Source organism: Modestobacter muralis (genome assembly GCF_010682105.1).
In the GTDB taxonomy this organism is placed as follows: Bacteria; Actinomycetota; Actinomycetes; order Mycobacteriales; family Geodermatophilaceae; genus Modestobacter; species Modestobacter muralis.
The window spans coordinates 1-16,354 of sequence record NZ_JAAGWH010000061.1 but is presented as its reverse complement, the minus strand read 5'-3'; the positions used below and the strand labels follow the sequence as shown (position 1 = coordinate 16,354).

General features: G+C 76.0%; 16 protein-coding genes. 4 read left to right on the top strand and 12 right to left on the bottom strand.

All coding sequences use genetic code 11. The features are described from left to right. Positions 1-8 precede the first annotated feature (8 nt). The 5 genes from GCU67_RS19500 to egtE form a co-directional block, all read right to left on the bottom strand. Positions 9-752, bottom strand: a complete 744-nt coding sequence (locus GCU67_RS19500; protein WP_163613030.1) for an anti-sigma factor domain-containing protein — start codon at positions 750-752, stop codon at positions 9-11. Next, positions 733-1,368 carry a sigma-70 family RNA polymerase sigma factor gene (locus GCU67_RS19495; RefSeq protein WP_163613029.1) on the bottom strand — a complete coding sequence of 212 codons (636 nt, stop codon included), beginning with the start codon at positions 1,366-1,368 and terminating at the stop codon, positions 733-735. The genes GCU67_RS19500 and GCU67_RS19495 overlap by 20 nt, the downstream gene beginning before the upstream one ends. After that, on the bottom strand, positions 1,365-2,045 hold the full coding sequence (locus tag GCU67_RS19490) for a sortase domain-containing protein (protein WP_163613028.1): 681 nt from the start codon (positions 2,043-2,045) through the stop codon (positions 1,365-1,367). The genes GCU67_RS19495 and GCU67_RS19490 overlap by 4 nt, the downstream gene beginning before the upstream one ends. 24 nt (positions 2,046-2,069) lie before the next feature. After that, positions 2,070-2,891, bottom strand: coding sequence for a DUF4397 domain-containing protein (locus GCU67_RS19485; protein WP_163613027.1), 822 nt, complete (start codon positions 2,889-2,891; stop codon positions 2,070-2,072). A gap of 152 nt (positions 2,892-3,043) precedes the next feature. Next, complete coding sequence (egtE, locus tag GCU67_RS19480) at positions 3,044-4,186, bottom strand: ergothioneine biosynthesis PLP-dependent enzyme EgtE (RefSeq protein ID WP_163613026.1); 1,143 nt, start codon at positions 4,184-4,186, stop codon at positions 3,044-3,046. 138 nt (positions 4,187-4,324) lie between these two features. On the opposite strand from egtE, the gene GCU67_RS19475 reads away from it, so the two are divergent. The 3 genes from GCU67_RS19475 (at position 4,325) to GCU67_RS19465 (ending at position 6,747) form a co-directional block, all read left to right on the top strand. Then, the gene (locus tag GCU67_RS19475) at positions 4,325-5,284 is read left to right on the top strand and encodes an anti-sigma factor RsbA family regulatory protein (protein ID WP_163613025.1); all 960 of its coding nucleotides are present in this window, start codon (positions 4,325-4,327) and stop codon (positions 5,282-5,284) included. A gap of 1 nt (position 5,285) precedes the next feature. Further along, on the top strand, positions 5,286-5,771 hold the full coding sequence (locus tag GCU67_RS19470) for a DUF309 domain-containing protein (protein ID WP_163613024.1): 486 nt from the start codon (positions 5,286-5,288) through the stop codon (positions 5,769-5,771). Positions 5,772-5,877: 106 nt separating this feature from the next. Beyond that, complete coding sequence (locus tag GCU67_RS19465; RefSeq protein ID WP_163613023.1) at positions 5,878-6,747, top strand: Fpg/Nei family DNA glycosylase; 870 nt, start codon at positions 5,878-5,880, stop codon at positions 6,745-6,747. Positions 6,748-6,789: 42 nt separating this feature from the next. Here the strand turns inward: GCU67_RS19465 and GCU67_RS22130 are convergent, their stop codons facing one another. The 6 genes from GCU67_RS22130 to GCU67_RS22915 all read right to left on the bottom strand — a co-directional run bounded on the left by GCU67_RS22130 (position 6,790) and on the right by GCU67_RS22915 (position 15,262). Next, on the bottom strand, positions 6,790-7,935 hold the full coding sequence (locus GCU67_RS22130) for a hypothetical protein (RefSeq protein WP_246215405.1): 1,146 nt from the start codon (positions 7,933-7,935) through the stop codon (positions 6,790-6,792). A gap of 134 nt (positions 7,936-8,069) precedes the next feature. Continuing rightward, positions 8,070-9,260, bottom strand: a complete 1,191-nt coding sequence (locus GCU67_RS19455; RefSeq protein WP_163613022.1) for an MBL fold metallo-hydrolase — start codon at positions 9,258-9,260, stop codon at positions 8,070-8,072. 142 nt (positions 9,261-9,402) lie between these two features. Then, entirely contained in the window at positions 9,403-11,862 is a 2,460-nt protein-coding gene (locus GCU67_RS19450; RefSeq protein ID WP_163613021.1) for an ABC transporter permease, read from the bottom strand. A gap of 5 nt (positions 11,863-11,867) precedes the next feature. After that, positions 11,868-12,638, bottom strand: coding sequence for an ABC transporter ATP-binding protein (locus GCU67_RS19445; RefSeq protein WP_338105168.1), 771 nt, complete (start codon positions 12,636-12,638; stop codon positions 11,868-11,870). A gap of 216 nt (positions 12,639-12,854) precedes the next feature. Next, complete coding sequence (locus GCU67_RS19440) at positions 12,855-13,559, bottom strand: response regulator (protein WP_163613020.1); 705 nt, start codon at positions 13,557-13,559, stop codon at positions 12,855-12,857. After that, entirely contained in the window at positions 13,556-15,262 is a 1,707-nt protein-coding gene (locus GCU67_RS22915) for a sensor histidine kinase (protein ID WP_338105167.1), read from the bottom strand. The genes GCU67_RS19440 and GCU67_RS22915 overlap by 4 nt, the downstream gene beginning before the upstream one ends. Positions 15,263-15,428: 166 nt before the next feature. Here GCU67_RS22915 and GCU67_RS19430 point away from each other — a divergent pair, with 166 nt between their 5' ends. After that, positions 15,429-15,821: a GNAT family N-acetyltransferase gene (locus GCU67_RS19430; RefSeq protein ID WP_211661753.1), complete on the top strand. Its 393-nt coding sequence runs from the start codon at positions 15,429-15,431 to the stop codon at positions 15,819-15,821. A gap of 134 nt (positions 15,822-15,955) precedes the next feature. Here the strand turns inward: GCU67_RS19430 and GCU67_RS19425 are convergent. Continuing rightward, positions 15,956-16,354, bottom strand: a 399-nt coding sequence (locus GCU67_RS19425) for a hypothetical protein (protein WP_211661752.1), incomplete at its 5' end; no start/stop codon positions are given.

Below are 16,354 nucleotides of genomic sequence, written 5' to 3'. Positions count from 1 at the left end.
CGGCCGGGTCAGGAGAGCGAGCCGCGGGCCACCGAGACGCCGGAGTGCGACGGGTCGCCGTCCAGCGGCTCCACCGAGACGTCGACGACCGGGTAGTCGCCCAGGTCGAGGCCGGCGGGCAGCGGGACGACGTTCGCGCCCTGGTGGACGACGCCCAGCGGCACCAGCCCGGTCACGTCGGGCCGCAGCAGCCACACCTCGTAGTAGCCCTCGCCCAGCGACGGGGCCTCGAGGTCGACCTGCAGCGAGCGGACGCCGTCGCGCTCGCGCACCTCGGCCGTGCCGGAGGAGTCGTCGGCGTCCAGCGGGTCCAGCGTGGTCGCGGCGACCACCTGACCGCTCCCGTCCCGGGTGAGCGCGACCACCCCGGCCACGCCGCCCACCAGCGCCGCGGCGGCGGCCACGGCCATCCAGCGGTTCCGCCGGGGCTGCAGCCGGGTGACGGTGGCGAGGGGGGCGGGCTCCGGCGTCGGGTGTGAGACGGACGTCGGGTGCGAGACGGGCGTCGGATGCGAGGCGGGCGTCGCGGAGACACCGGTCGCCGCAGCGATCGCGTCCCACACCCGCGGCGGCGGGGTCAGGCTGGTGGTCGGGGCCGCCAGCGCCGGGAAGGCGAGGGCGTCGACCCCGCGCCGCAGGGCGCTGACCTCGGCGTGGCAGGCGGCGCAGTCGGCCAGGTGCGCGGCGTCGGTGGCGGACAGCGGCTCGCGGAGCGCGGCGAGCGCGAGCTGCTCAGGGCTGCAGTGCTGCACCGTCCACCTCCAACCGGGTCCGTAGGCGCTCGAGGGTGCGCCTGATGTGGCTCTTGACCGTGCCCAGCGGGATGCCGGTACGAGCTGCGATCTGTACGTGCGTGAGGTCCTCGAAGAACGCGAGCTCGATGATCCCCCGTTGCGGCTGGCCGAGCTGGTCCAGCTCGCCGAGCAGCAGCACCCGGTCGGCCACCCGGGTGTCGACGTCGTCGTGCGAACCGGGACGGGAGGCGACGTCGGCGGCCACCGCCTCGGACTGGCGGCGCTGCCGGTCCCGCTTCGCCCACACGTCGGCGATCTTGTGCCGGCAGATGCCCACCAGCCAGGCCGGCAGCGGTCCGGAGCCCGCGCTGTAGCCGGCGCGGCCGGTCCAGGCGGCGATGAACGTCTGCTGGGTGACGTCCTCGGCGTCCGGGCCGGGGCCGAAGGCGCGCACCGCCATCCCGTACAGCTGCCCGGACCAGCGCTCGTAGGCCACCGCGAGCGCCTGTTCGTCGCCGTCGCGGAACCGCCGGGCGAGGTCGTCGTCGTCCGGCTCGGTGACCCGCCGCAGCGACGTCCGCCCGGTCTCCACGTGATGACCGTAGAGGTCGGTGCGGTCCTCCAGCGCGGTCACGGCCTCGGCTCGGCGACGACGACGACGTTGTCGCGGTAGCTGCGCAGGTCCGCGTCGAACGGACCACCGCAGGTGATGAGCACCAGGCGGGGCGCACCGGTGCGGGCGAACAGCTCACCCAGCGGCACGCCGGGCTTGTCGATGGTCTCCCGGCCGGTGACCGTCCAGCGGGTGGTGCTGCCGTCGGCGGCCTCGACGACGACCTCGTCGCCGGGCTCGGCCTCCCGCAGCGGCGCCAGGGCGCCCAGTCCCTGCTCGGCGTCGTCCACGTGCCCGGCGACGACGGCCGCGCCCTCGGCGGCACCGGGGACCGGGCCGTAGGAGTACCAGCCGACCCGGTCGACGTCCTCGGGCAGCGTCATTTCACCCTCCGGCTCGACACCGACCGGGTCGATCGGCGCCTCGATCCCGCGGGCGGGCAGGGACAGCCGGACGGGCGGGACGACGACCGGCGCCACCGTGGGGGCCGCCGGCCGGGCCGTGGCCTCGGGCAGCCGGTCCCCGGGCGGCGGGGTGGCCGCTGGGACAGGTGCCGTGATGGGCGCCCTGGCGGGTGCGGCGAGCGCCGCGACGACCGGCACCCCCGCCGTCGGCTCGGGCCGGGTCAGCGCCCAGGCGGTCGGGGTGCCGATCGCCAGGGTCAGGCCCAGCGCGAGCACGGCGGCGGGGGTGCGCACGGTCGTCCTCTCGATCCGGGTCGGTCAGGCCCGGCTGGAGACCACGCGGCGGGCGCCGAACGCGGCAGCGCCCAGGCCCAGCGCGGTCAGCGCGACGACCGGCAGGGGCAGCCCGGCGTCGTCGGTGGCCAGACCGGCCGAACCACCGGGGACGCCGGAGGGGGAGGAGTGCAGGCCGGTGAAGGTCTGCACGGCCAGCTCGTAGCCGGCGTCGCCCGAGCCCCAGGCGTAGACGACGGTCGCGGTGCCCTCGGCCAGGGTCAGGTCGGCCGGGCCGATCGCGACGGTGCTGGTGCCCGCGAGGGTGACGTCGGCGGAGACGGTGCCGGCCGGGACGGTCAGCGAGGCCTCCTCCGGGTTCGTCAGGCCCGGGACGACGACCGTGCCACCGGCCCGCACGTCGACCGCGGGGGCGGCGGCGGTGTGCCGGACGGTGAGCCGCGCGTCGCCGGCGCCCACGGCCGACAGGTCGTTGACGTAGGGCGTCAGCACCGGCGTGCCGCTCTCGCCGAGGTGGGCGACCACGGTGGCGTTCGCGCCCGCCGGGACGGCGACGTCGTCGGCCTTGATCGCCGGCTGGGAGGTCGCCGGGTCGACGCCGGCCGGGAAGACCGCCAGGTCGTACTCACCGGCGGGCAGGGTCAGCGGGTCGGTCAGCGTCCCGGGCTGGAAGTCCGACAGCAGCTCCTCGCCGTTGGCGTAGACGTCGACCGGGGTGTCCGGCACCGCGTGCAGGATCGACACGGTGGCCGTGTCCGCAGCGGAGGCCGAGGTGGCGGAGGCGAGGACCAGAGCGAGCGCGCCGGTGGTGCCGGCGACGAGCGCGAGCGGGCGGGTGCGGTTCACGGAGGTGTCCTTCCGAGGCGGTGGCCCCCCGGGTGGGCGGCCTTCCACCCCCTCTTCCGCCGGGGTGCCGGACCCGGATGCACCCTGTTTTGGGGTCTAGGCATTGGTACCAACACGTGCGCCGGACCGCCGCCGGACGCACGTGTTGGTACCTATGCCTGCGAGGCCAGGGCGAGGGCGTCGAGCTGGTCGAGCGTGGCGTCCAGGTGCGGGGAGACGCGCAGCACCGGGCCGGCCAGCTCGCGCGGCGCCCGCTCGCGCCCCGGGGTGGCGGTGAGCACGCCGTGCTCGGTGTGCAGCCGGGCCGCCACCTCCCGGACGTCGACGCCGTCCGGCGCGACCAGGGTGGTGAGCGCCGTCGGCTCGTCGAGCGGCTCGACCACCCGCCAGCCGCCGCGGCCGTCCAGCCGCTCCCGGGTCGCCCGGCCCAGCGCCGCCAGCCGCTCGCGCACCCGGTCGGGCCCGGCGGCCAGGTGCTCACCGATCGCCAGGGTCAGGCCCACCCGGCCGGCGACGTGCCCCTCGTGCGACTCGTACCAGCGGGCGTGGTCGACCCCGGCGCCGCCGTCGTCGTACCGGTCGAGGGCGGTCACCGGGGTCAGCCGGGCGGTCACCGCGGGCCGCATCACCAGGAAGCCCACACCGCGCGGCCCGGCCAGCCACTTCCGCGAGGTGCCGTAGGCCGCGTCGGCACCCAGGTCGCAGTCGACGTGCCCCAGGGCCTGGGCCACGTCGAGCACCAGCGGGACGCCGGCGGCCCGGCACAGCGCCGCGACCTCCCGGCCCGGCTGGACGACGCCGCGGTGGCTGGCGACCAGCGTCAGGTGCACCAGCGCCGGCGGGTCGGTGCGCAGCAGCCGCTCCACCCCCTCGACGTCCGCGCGGCCCAGGTCGTCGGCCGGCAGGAGCACCGGGACGCACCCGACGGCCTCGATGGCCGCCACGTTGTGCCAGTACTCCCCGGGCAGGACGGCGACCCGGCTGCCCGCCGGCAGGCGCCAGGCGGCCAGGAGCGTGCGCACCGAGGCGGTGGCGCTCTCGGTGAACGCGACGTCGGCGGCGGCCATCCCGACCAGGCCGGCGAGCACCGACCGGCCCTGCTGCAGCAGCCCGTCGGCCGCGCCCTGGGCGACGTAGCCGCCGATCTCCGCCTCGTGCCGGGCGTGCCGGGCGACGGCGTCCAGCACCGCGGTGCTCTGCCGGCTGCACGAGGCGCTGTCGAGGTGGACGCCGGCCGCAGCGGGGCGGGCAGCCCGCCAGCGGTCGCCCAGGTCGTCGTGGGGGAGAGAGGTCACCGGCAGCACGCTAGGGCAGGTGACCGGGGCCGCACGCCTAGGTGGGCCAAGACCGGGTAGGGAGGTCTCAGGCACGGCTGCCAGCACGGCGGCTCCGCAGCAGCAGGACGGGGACAAGCGCAGATGGACGGGGCAGCCGTGTCCGGCACACACCGGGCACTCATCGGCGCCTCCGACGCTGCCCTGACCGACGGCACGGCCGCCTTCGTGCGCGCAGGCGTCGACTGCGGGGAGCCCGTCGTCGTCGCCTGCACCGACGCGACCACCGAGCTGCTGCAGAAGGCGCTGTCCGACCGGCCCGAGGTCGTCTGGGTCGAGTGGGCCGACGTGTACGCCAACGGCCCGGCCGCCGCCATCACCGCCGTCCGCCGCCTGGGCGAGCGCCACCGGGCCGACGGGGTCGCCGCGGTGCGCTTGGTCCTGGAGCCCTTCGCCGGCCCCGACCCCGACGGCTGGCGGGAGTGGCAGCGGTACGACGCCGTCCTGGACCACCAGCTGCACGAGGCCGAGCTGCTCGGCGACGACCCGCTGCAGGTGCTGTGCCTGTGTGACACCCGCCGGGTCCCCGAGCCGCTCGTGACCGCCGCGCGCGCCACCCACCCGTTCCTGCAGGAGGACGGCGAGCAGCGGCCCAACCCCGACCACGTCGACGCCGAGGAGTACCTGCTCGCGCTGCCGGTGCCGGCCGAGCCGCTGGAGTCCACCGAGCCGCTGGTGCGCGCCGACGGGGTGCGCGACCTGCGCGGCCTGCGCCGTGACCTGGCGGCGCGGGCCGCCGACGCCACGCTGCCCGACGGCTCCGGTCCGGCGCTGGAGGACTTCCTGCTGGCCGTCGACGAGATGACCACCAACGCGATGCGCCACGGCCGGCCGCCGGTCGACCTGCGGCTGTGGGCCGGGGAGAAGCGGCTGGTCTGCACCATCACCGACCACGGCGCCGGGCTGCAGGACCCGTTCATCGGCTACGGCCCGGCACACGGCGCCGACCTGTCCCTCGGCGGCATGGGCCTGTGGCTGGCCCGCCAGCTGTGCGACCACGTGGACATCACGACGGCCGAGAACGGCGTGCGGGTCCGGCTCACCACCGACCTCCCCTGACGTGACCGACCCGGCCCGGGACCGGGATGAGACCGGCCGCGCCCGCAGCGCCCGGCCCCGCGATGCACTGGGCCGGCCGCTGCCCTACGGCGAGCCGGGGGAGCCGCGGGCACCGGAGGGCGTCGTCCGGGCGCCGGCGGACAGCCTCCGGGAGGCGCAGGAGCTGCTCGACGCCGGCCGCCCCTTCCACGCCCACGAGGTCCTCGAGGACGCCTGGAAGACCGGGCCGGACGACGAGCGCGACCTGTGGCGCGGCCTGGCCCAGCTCGCCGTCGGCCTGACCCACGCCGCCCGCGGCAACCGGGCCGGGGCGGGCACGCTGCTCGCCCGCGGTGCCCGGTCGCTCGGCACCGCGGGCGAGGCCGCCGCCCGGCACGGCGTGGACGACACCGGGCTGGTGCGCTGGGCCGCCCGGCTCGGCGCAGCCGCCGTCGGCGACACCCCGATGGACCTCACCCCGCCGCAGCTGCGCACCCCGACCGCCTGACCCCTCGAGGGCAGGAGTCCCTCAAAAGGGCGGAAGTGGCCACTTCCGCCCTCCTCGGTGGCGGGAAGGCGGGGCAGGGCGGGGGTCCCGCGTGGATCATGGGCGGATGCCCGAGTTGCCCGAGGTGGAGGCGCTGGCGGAGTTCCTGCGGGAGAACGCCGTCGGCCGTGTCGTGACGCGCGTGGACCTGGCCGCCGTCCAGGCGATCAAGACCTTCGACCCGCCGCTGACGGCGCTGGCCGGCCTGGAGCTGACCGGCGCCTCGCGGCACGGCAAGTTCCTCGACCTCGACGTCTCCGGCGTCCACCTGGTCGTGCACCTGGCCCGCGCGGGCTGGCTGCACTGGCGGGAGAACCTGCCGACCGCCCCGCCCAAGCCGGGCAAGGGACCGCTCGCGCTGCGGGTGCACCTGGAGCCGGCCGAGGGTGAGCTGCCCTCAGGCTTCGACCTGACCGAGCAGGGCACCCGCAAGGGGCTGGCGGTCTACGTCGTCCGGTCGCCGTCGGAGGTGCCCGGCATCGCCCGGCTCGGCCCGGACGCACTCGAGCTGGACGCCGAGGCCCTCGGCGCGCTGCTGACCGGCCGGCACACCCAGCTCAAGGGCACGCTGACCGACCAGACGGTGCTCGCCGGCATCGGCAACGCCTACTCCGACGAGATCCTGCACGCGGCGAGGCTGTCGCCGTTCAAGGCGGCCGACAAGCTCACCGACGACGAGCTGCTCCGGCTGTACGAGGCGATGCGCGAGACGCTCACTGGCGCGCTGGACCGCCAGCTGGGTCAGCGGGCGGCCACGCTCAAGGGCGAGAAGCGGGCCGGGCTGCAGGTGCACGCCCGCACCGGCCTGCCGTGCCCGGTGTGCGGCGACACCGTGCGGGAGGTGTCCTTCGCCGACACGTCGCTGCAGTACTGCCCGACCTGCCAGACCGGCGGCAAGCCGCTCGCCGACCGCCGGATGTCGAAGCTCCTGCGCTGACGGAGTGGATCCGTGCCGGTCACCGGCACGGATCCACTCCGATCAGGAGTCGTAGCCGACGCGGTCGACCTTGCGGTGGTAGCGGGTGCCGAGCAGGCCGCCGAGGACGGCGCCGATCAGCGTCACCAGCAGGACGGCGACCAGGGCGATGATCCCGGCGGTGGTGGCGGTGCCCTCGTCGATCGGGATGCGCGGCAGGTCGAACTGGGCGAGAACGTTGTACTGCGCGCCGAAGACCAGGCCGGCCAGCGCCAGCAGGACGACGACCACCAGGCCGATCACCCACACCGCCACGCCCTGCCGGGCACCGTCGAAGCGGGCCATCCGCCCGGCCACGTACCCGCCGGCGAGGTAGGCCAGGAACAGCGCCACCAGCAGGGCGATGCCCGCGCCCAGCCCGATGCCGGAGGTGGCGGACTCGGCGGCCTGGTCCACCGAGGCGACGGTGTCGGACAGCCCGAAGGCGAGACCCGCGGCCGACAGCAGCGCGATGAGCAGCACGGCCATGCCGTTGGCCGACAGCCAGCCGAAGAACGCCGCGCCCCACGAGATGCCGCCGAAGCGCTCCTTCTGCGCGGCCACCACCTGTTTGCGGGAGGCGGGCGGGGCGACCGGGGTCTCGTCCGGCTCGGGGTGCCGGTGCCGGCCGGTGTCCTCACCGTCCGGGGTGCCGATCGCGGTCGCGGCGGGGACGGCGGCAGCCGGGGCGGCCATCGCCGGGAGGGTGGAGTGCCCCGCCGTCGGGGTCGGGTCGGTCGCCGGCTGCCGTGCGGTGTCCGTGGTCAGGCCCGCGGCCGGCCGGGACGAGATCGCCCGGGTGGCCTCGGCGCCGCGGTCGGCGGCCGGGAGCGCGTCGGTGCGGTCGGCCCGTGCGCCGTGGTCCGCGCCGGCCGTGCGGTCGACGGGGATCGCGTTCGTCCCGTCGCGGTCCACCGGGATGGCGTTGGTCGACTCGCGGTCGACGGTGGGGGCGTTGGTCGCGGCGCGGTCGACCGGGATGGCGTTGGTCGCGTCGGGGTCGGCGGCGGCGGGCTCCCGCTCGAGGGGGATGGCGTTGGTGGCGTCGCGGTCGGGCGCCACGATCCGGTTGGTGAGCGCGCTGGCACCGCCGGTGGCGGCATGGGCTCCAGCCGCCGTGCTCCCCAGGGACTGGGTGGGATCGGACGAGCGGTCGTCGTGCGCTGCCATGGCGTGCCTCCTGGTGACCCGGGCTGGATCGTCGGCCAGGTGGGTGCCCTGCGGCAGGCCTGTCAACCGTCCGGAGGCAGAACGTGATCGAGCTGCGTCGGGGCGCTGACCTGCTGGTCAGCGCCCCGACGAGCTCAGCGGCGGGGGCTGAGCCGGCGTCCGGGACCCGTCCGGCGCACGGCCACGGGGTCCGCGCCGTCGTCCTCGGCGGAGCCGACCTCGGTCCACCAGTCCTGCAGCGGGGGCGGGTTCAGCACGTCGACCCGCTCGCCGGGCCGGGGGACGACGACCTGCACGTCGTGGGCCGCGGCGGCCACCAGCAGCCGCTGCACCGGCTCCGCCCAGCGGTGGAACGCCAGGTTGAACGTCGCCCAGTGGATCGGCACGAGCACCTTGCCGCCGAGGTCGCCGTGTGCGCGCACCGCCTCCTCGGGGTCCATGTGGATGGCGTGCCAGTTGTGGTTGTAGGCCCCGATCGGCTGCAGGGCCAGGTCGAAGGGGCCCAGCCGGGCGCCGATGCCGGCGAAGGCCGGGGTGTAGCCGGTGTCGCCGCCGAAGAACACCCGGTGCCGCGGGCCGGCGACGACCCAGGACGACCACAGCGTCGTGTCGCGGGCCAGGAAGCGGCCGGAGAAGTGCCGGGCCTCGGTGCAGGTCAGGGTCAGCCCGGCGACGGTCGTGGCGCCGTCCCAGTCGAGCTCGACGATCCGGTCCTCCGGTACGCCCCAGCCGCGCAGGTGCGCACCGATGCCCAGCGGGACGACGAACGGCGCCGTCTGGGTGCGGATCAGTGCACGCACGGTGGGCAGGTCGAGGTGGTCGTAGTGGTCGTGGCTGATGAGCACCGCGTCGACCGGCGGCAGGCTCTCCAGCGGCACCGGCGGCTCGTGCAGCCGGGTGGGGCCGATGGTCGGCGAGGGGGAGACCCGCTCGCCCCACACCGGGTCGACGAGCACCCGGCGGCCGTCGACCTCCAGCAGGGCACTGGAGTGGCCGAACCAGGTGAGCGCCAGCTCCCCGGCCTCGGCCGGGAGGTCGGGGGTGACCAGCGGGATGGGGCCGCCGGGCAGCCCCTTGTGCCGCTCCTCGTGCCACTGCCGCAGCAGCCCGTCGCGGGCGTTGGCGGGGGACATCGTGGCGGTGGGCAGCGAGTTGTGGAACTTGCCCTCGCGGAACTGTGGGGAACCGGCGACGGTCGGGCGCAGCTGGCGCTGGCTGGCGCCCAACGCCGGGGGGATGCCCCAGGCGGCGCGAGCGACCCAGCTGGCCCCACCGAGCAGGGCGGCGGCGGCGGTGACGGTGGCGGTGCGACGGAGGAACGGCACGGCACCAGCATCCCCCGAACGGCTGTGCCACGGCGAGCGCCCCGCGCCGAGGGGGACGTGCAGACGCTCGTGCTCTGCTCACCCGGGTGAGCAGAGCACGAGCGTCCGTGGTGCGGGCCCTGTCGGGGGACAGGGACCGTCCTCACCCGGCGATGGCGGCCACCGGCGGGGTCATCGCGGCCCGGCGGGCCGGGAGCACCGAGGCCAGCAGCCCGGCCACCGTGGCGACCACGACGATCGCCGCCACCTGCAGCCACGGGACGCTGACCGTCAGCTCGCCGACCTCACCGAGCGCCGAGGCGACCCCGACCAGGCCGTACACGCCGCCGACCAGCACCCCGAGCACCGCGGCGACCCCGGCCACCAGGACGGCCTCCCAGGCCAGCAGCCCGCGCAGTTGACGGCGGGTCAGCCCCAGGGCCCGCAGCAGCCCGCTCTCCTGGCGCCGCTCGACGACCGAGAGGGCGAGGGTGTTGCCCACGCCGATCAGCGCGATGAGCACGGCCACGCCGAGCAGCCCGGTCACGATCAGCAGGAGCACGTCGACGACCTGGTCGATCGCCGCCCGCTCGGTGGCCATGCCGCTGACCCAGGAGCTCGGGGCCGCGGTGCCGGCGATGTCGGTGACCTCGTCGACGACGTCGTTCTGCTCGACGTCGTCACCCAGGCGCAGCCACAGCGTCCCGGGAGCGGCGTCGGGGGCGAGCGCGGCGAGGTCGGCGGCGGGCAGCAGCGGGTCGCTGGTGTCGCCGGAGACCACGGTGAACGTGCGGGGCCCGCCGGCGCCGGTGAAGGTGACCTCGTGGCCGGCCGACACGCCCCACGTCTCCTCCGCCCAGCCGGGCAGGACGACCGTGCCCGGCTCGGGCAGCTTCAGCTGGGTGGTCGAGCGCAGCACCGGCAGCGCCTGTGCGACGTCCACGCCCTTGACGGTCACCTCGGTCTGGTCGGGTCCGACGAGCTGGCCGCTGGTGAGCGCGGTCCCGGCGACGACGCCGTCCACGGCGGTCAGCTGGTCGAGCACCGCAGCCGGGAGCGTCTCGCCGTTGCCCTCGACGATGACGTCGGTCGGGTACGCGGCGACCAGGCCGGCCTGGGCGGTGGCCCGGGTGGAGCTGGCGCCGACGACCATGGCGGTGGTCAGGGTGACGCCGATCAGCAGCGCGGTCGCGGTGGCCGCCGTCCGGCGGGGGTTGCGGGTCGCGTTCCCGGCGGCCAGGCGGGCCGGCAGCCCACCGACCCGGCCGAGGAGCCGGCCCGCGCCGGCGACGACCGGCGGCACGGCGCGCTGGGCCAACAGCAGGCCGCCGAGGGAGCTGAGGACGACGCCGGCGAAGGCGATGAAGACCTCCTGGGTCACCACGCCGATGGCCATCAGGCCGATGCCTGGGAGGGCGAGCAGCAGGCCGATGACCAGCCGCACGACGCCGCCGCGGGAGCGGAGGGCGACCGGGTCGGTCGGCCGCAGGGCGGCCAGGGGCGCGACGCGGGTGGCGGCCCGGGCGGGGGCCAGGGCCGCGAGCAGCGTGGTCAGCGTGCCGACGACGAGGCCGACCAGCACGACGTAGGGCGGCACGGACACCCCGGACAGCGGGATCGGCGAGTCGGTGCCGACCACGGCCGAGACGGCGGCGGCGAGCCCGATGCCGGCCAGGACGCCGATCACGGAGGCGGCCAGGCCGGTGAGCAGGGCCTCGCCGAGCACGCTGCGGCGCACCTGCTGGGCGGTCGCGCCGACGCAGCGCAGCAGCGCCAGGTCACGGGTGCGCTGGGCCAGCAGGACCGCGAAGGTGTTGGCGATGACCAGCCCGGCCACGAGCACGGCGATGCCGGCGAAGAGCAGCAGCCCGGTGGTCAGGAAGTCGGCGTCGCCGGTCAGGGAGGCCACCGACTCCCCGGCCTGCTCGGCGCCGGTGCGCACGACGAGCGTCGTCCCGGCCAGGGCGGTGGTCACCGCGCCGGCCACGGTGGCCGGGTCGGCGCCGTCGGCGCCGGAGATCCGCAGCTCCACCGGCTGCGTCGCGCCCCAGGCCACGGCCTGGTCGCCGGTGGCGTAGAGCCGGCCGTAGAGGTCGGCGGAGGGGTCGCCGCGCAGGTCCACGATGCCGACCACGGTGGCCTCGGTGGTCGTGGTCTGGTCCGTGGCGTCGTAGGAGGTGAGCGTCAGGACGTCGCCGAGGGCGGCGCCGGCACGCTCGCTGACCGCGACCTCGCCCGGCCCGGTCGGCAGCGCACCGGCGGTCAGGTGCTGCCAGCGCAGCTGCGGGTCGGTGGCGACCGACTCCACGGCCAGGTATTGGGTGCCGGTGCGCCCGGGGACGACTGCCGAGACCGAGGTCTCGTAGCCCGGGTCGACGGACCGGACGCCGGGCACCGCGGAGAGGCGGGCGACCTGGTCGGTCAGGTCGGAGCCGTCCTCGGCGGTGACGACGGCGTCGGCGCCGACGTAGCGGGCGCCCGCTGCCTCCAGGACGGTGTTCTTCATCGTCTCGTTGAGCACGAGGGTGGCCACGACGAAGCCGACGGCGATGACGATGGCGAGGGTGGAGGCGACCAGCCGGGGCAGGTGCGCCCGGATGCTGGCGAGGGTGACGGCGCGCATCAGGGTCAGGCCCCCAGGCCGCGGAGCGCGTTGATGATCGAGTCGGTGGTGGGCTGGTTGACCTCACCGGCGAGGTGGCCGTCGGCCAGCAGGACGACGCGGTCGGCGTAGGCGGCGGCCACCGGGTCGTGGGTGACCATGACGACGGTCTGGCAGGTCTCCCGGACGCTGGAGCGCAGCAGGCCGAGGACCTCGGCGCCGGCGTGGGAGTCCAGGTTGCCGGTGGGCTCGTCGGCGAAGACGACGTCGGGGCGGGGGAGCAGCGCCCGGGCGACGGCGACGCGCTGCTGCTGCCCGCCGGAGAGCTCGTAGGGGCGGTGCTGCAGCCGGTCGCGCAGGCCCAGGCGGGCGATGACGGAGTCCATCCAGGCCCGGTCGGGGCGCTGGCCGGCCAGCTGCATCGGCAGCAGCATGTTCTCCTGCGCGTTCAGCACCGGCAGCAGGTTGAAGGACTGGAAGACGAAGCCGATCCGCTCGCGGCGCAGCTTCGTGAGCTGCTCGTCGCGCAGGCTGGTCAGCTCGGTGTCGCCCAGCCAGACCTGCCCGGAGGTGGCGGCGTCCAGGCCGGCCAGGCAGTGCATGAGGGTCGACTTGCCCGAGCCCGAGGGGCCCATGATCGCGGTGAAGGCACCCTGCTCGAAGGCGACGTCGACACCGGCCAGTGCGTGCACGGCGGTCTCACCCGAGCCGTAGGTCTTGCGCAGGTCGGTGGCGCGGACGGCGGTGGACAGCGACGCCGGGGACTCACCCGGGACGGTCATGACGGGGACGGACACTTCGGCCTCCAGAGGCGGTGATCAGGTCGTGATCACGTTCTCGCCCGGAGGTCTCCTCCCGCGTCGCCGCACAGGTGGGTCTTGGCCGGCGCCCACCTGGGGCCGGGGGATGACCCGCCGTCATCCCTGGGGCTGACCCCGCCCGGGTCGACCCGCGGGCGGCGGGGTGGAGCCGCGTGCGCACGCGGCTCCACCCTGCCCGGACCGGGTCTGCCCTCAGGCGTTGCGCAGCAGGTCCGCGGGGGCGACCAGGCCGGTGCGGTAGGCCAGGACGACGGCCTGCACCCGGTCCCGCGAGCCGGTCTTGGACAGCACCCGGCCGACGTGGGTCTTCACCGTGGCCTCGCTGACGAACAGCTGCGTGGCGATCTCGGTGTTGGAGGAGCCGTAGGCCATCTGCACCAGCACCTCCTTCTCCCGGGGCGTCAGCTCGAGCAGTGCCGACGGGTCGGCCGGCGCGGACGCCGACGCCCCGCTCGCCTCGCGCAGGATCGGCGCGACGTGCTGGAGCAGCCGCCGGGTGGAGCTGGCCGCGATCACCGAGTCACCGGAGTGCACGGTGCGCACCGCGGCCAGCATCTCCTCCGGCGGTGCGTCCTTGAGCAGGAACCCGCTGGCCCCGGCGCCGATCGCGGCCACCACGTACTCGTCGAGGTCGAAGGTGGTCAGCACCACGACCCGCGGCGGCTCGGGCAGCGCGGTGACCTGCTCGGTGGCCGCGATGCCGTCCACCCCGGGCATGCGCACGTCCATCAGCACGACGTCGGCCGGCGTCCGGCGCAGCAGCTCCACCGCCGCGGCGCCGTCCCCCGCCTCGCCGACGACGGTGAGGTCGGGCTGGGAGTCGATCACCATGCGGAAGCCGGCGCGGACCAGCTGCTGGTCGTCGACGAGGACCACGCGGATCGGGCTGTCTGTCATCGGGTCGAACGGTAGGGCAGGACGGCGGAGACGCCGAACCCGCCGCCGGCCCGCGGCGCGGCGGTCAGCCGGCCGCCGTGCAGCTGCGCCCGCTCGCGCATGCCCAGCAGGCCCTGGCCCTGGCCGTCGCCCTCCATGATCGCGGCCGCGGCGCCCCGGCCGTCGTCCTCCACGTGCAGCTCGAGGGCGTCGGGCCGCCAGTGCAGGCGCACCCAGGCCCGCCCTGCCGGGCCGGCGTGCTTGAGCACGTTGGTCAGCGACTCCTGCACGATCCGGTAGGCGGCCAGCTGCGGGCCGGCGGGCATCGGCTGCGGCGTGCCGGCCACGACGAGCTCGACGTCCAGTCCGCTGGCCCGGACGTCGGCGACCAGCTGGTCGATCGCGGCCACGTCGGGCTGCGGGGCGAACTCCTGCCCGTCGCCCTCGCGCAGCACCCCCAGGAGCTTGCGCATCTCGGCCAGCGCCTGCCGACCGGTGGAGGAGATCTGCTCCAGCGCCGAGGTGGCCGCCGCCGGGTCGGCCTGCCCGGCGTACCGGCCGCCGTCCGCCTGGGCGATGACCACCGACAGGGAGTGGGCGACGACGTCGTGCATCTCCCGGGCGATCCGGGCGCGCTCGGTGGAGGCGGCCAGCTGCATCTCCTGCTCCCGTTCCAGTTCGAGGAGGCGGGCGCGTTCCTCCAGGCCGGCGACCTGCTGCAGCCGGGCCCGGCGGAGGTCACCCAGCGCCCAGGCGGCCACCACCAGGACACCGATGGCGACGGCGGTGGCGACGTAGGAGAACAGCCCGCTGCCGCCGAAGTAGGTGAGGGAGGCCAGCCCGGCGCCCACCAGGCCGGTCGCAAGTCCGGCGCGGCCGGCCCACCGGGGTGCGTAGGCGGCCAGCGCGTAGACCATCGCCGGCGCGGCCACGTTCGCCGGGAGGAACTGGCCCGGCAGGAGCACCAGCTCGGCCAGGCAGCCGACGACGACGACGGCGGCCGCGACGACGGGCCGCCGTCGGCGCCAGGCCAGCGGCACCAGCAGCACCAGGCCCAGGACGGCGGAGACCTCGGCCCGGGGGTAGCCGTTGGAGGACACGACCACCAGCACGAGCACCGCGAGTCCGGCGAGGGTCGAGTCGACGCCGAAGGGGTGCCGCCGCAGCCACCCCTCCATCCGCTCGAGCACCGGCTTCTCGGGGAGCTCCGCGGCCCACCCGGCTCCGGTCCGCGACCGGTTGCGGCGCTGGACCCCGAGTGCCCAGGCGGCGGCCACCACGGTGCCGAGGGCGATGAAGACGGTCGCGAAGACGTCGACCTGCCCGGTGCCGTAGTAGACGGCGGCGGCCAGCGCGGCGCCCGCCAGGCCCGTTCCCAGCCCGGCCCGGACCGCCCACCGAGGTCCGTACGCCGCCAGCGCGTAGACGGTCATCGGTGCGGCCACGTTGGCGAGCAGGAGGTCGTAGGGGGTCAGGACGAGCTCGACCAGGCACGTGGGGACGACGATCCCCGCGGTGAGCACCGGTCGGGTGCGCCGCCAGGCCAGGGCGCCGCAGAGGACCACGCTGAGCAGCAGACCGAGCACGGCGCGTGGCTGGTAGAGGCCGACGGCTGCCTGCAGGCCGGTCGTGACCACCGCGAGCACGACGGCGAGCGCGACGTCGGCCCGGAAGGGGTGCCGCCCCAGCCGCGACGTCGCGGGCTCGAGCAGCCGGAGGTCCACGCAGCGAGCGTAGGAGCGGGCCGTGGTGGCGTCGTCGTCCTGCGGGGTGAACCGCGTGTCCGCCCGCGGGATGAGACCCGTCGGTAGCGTCCGGGCATGGCGGTGGTGATCGGCCCGGTCCACCCGGTCGACGGGAGAGCTGCTGACCCTGCAGCGCGCCGCGTTAGTGACCGAGGCCCAGCTCTACGACGACCCGCGGCTGCCCGCGCTGGTCGAGACGCTGTCGGAGCTGCTGGCCGCTGTACAGCGCGGCCCAGCGCTGGCCGCGCGCGACGACGGGCGGCTCGTGGGGTCGGTGCGAGCCCGGGTGGCCGGCGGCGTCCTGCACGTCGGTCGGCTGGTGGTCGCCCCCGACCAGCAGGGGCGCAGCATCGGCCGGGCGCTGCTGGCCGCGGTCGAGCGCGCCGCCGGTCCCGACGTCGCCACGGCGGCGCTGTTCACCGGCCACCGCAGTGCTGCGAACCTCCGGCTGTACGCCCGGGCGGGCTACGTCGAGCAGCGCCAGGAGCGGGTGGACGACGGTCTGACGTTCGTCCACCTGGCCAAGTCGCTGCGCTGACCTGCCCACCGGGAGCCGTGGAAGCGGCCAGTGCCCGAACGGACAGGTGCTGCCCAGCTGGAGGCCCTGACCACTGGGTGCAGGCAGACGGGCCCGGCCACCGCGAGGTGACCAGGCCCGCGCCCTGGCTCAGGTCAGCCCATGCGCCGCCGGACGGCGAGGGTGGACCCGAGTCCCAGCGTCAGCGCCAGCAGGCCGGCGAGGAGCAGTCCGGTCACCGTGGTGCCGGTGTAGGCGAGTTCGCCGTCCCTGCCGTTGCCGGCCGTGGTGCCGGTGGCCGTCGTGCTGGTGGCGCTGCTGTCCTGGGTGAGCGGCAGGCCGGACAGCGCCTGGGCGACGACGCCCGGGAAGGCCCCGGACTGACCGGACGGCGGAAGCGGCTGCGTGCCCGGGATCGCCGGCGCAACGATGGTGCCGCCCGTGATGCCGGTCGGGGTGGTGCAGGTGCCGGTGGCGTCGCCGAGGAGGCCGATGCCGTTGCCGCACACGATGACCGGGACGTCGATGTCGACGGTCGAGTCGCCGTCGGTGCC

What these genes read in the sequence shown, in the direction of transcription:
- GCU67_RS22130 (WP_246215405.1), bottom strand. Translation starts at nt 7,935, where the DNA reads ATGGCAGCGCACGACGACCGCTCGTCCGATCCCACCCAGTCCCTGGGG.
- GCU67_RS19465 (WP_163613023.1), top strand. Translation starts at nt 5,878, where the DNA reads ATGCCCGAGTTGCCCGAGGTGGAGGCGCTGGCGGAGTTCCTGCGGGAG.
- GCU67_RS19450 (WP_163613021.1), bottom strand. Translation starts at nt 11,862, where the DNA reads ATGCGCGCCGTCACCCTCGCCAGCATCCGGGCGCACCTGCCCCGGCTG.
- GCU67_RS19440 (WP_163613020.1), bottom strand. Translation starts at nt 13,559, where the DNA reads ATGACAGACAGCCCGATCCGCGTGGTCCTCGTCGACGACCAGCAGCTG.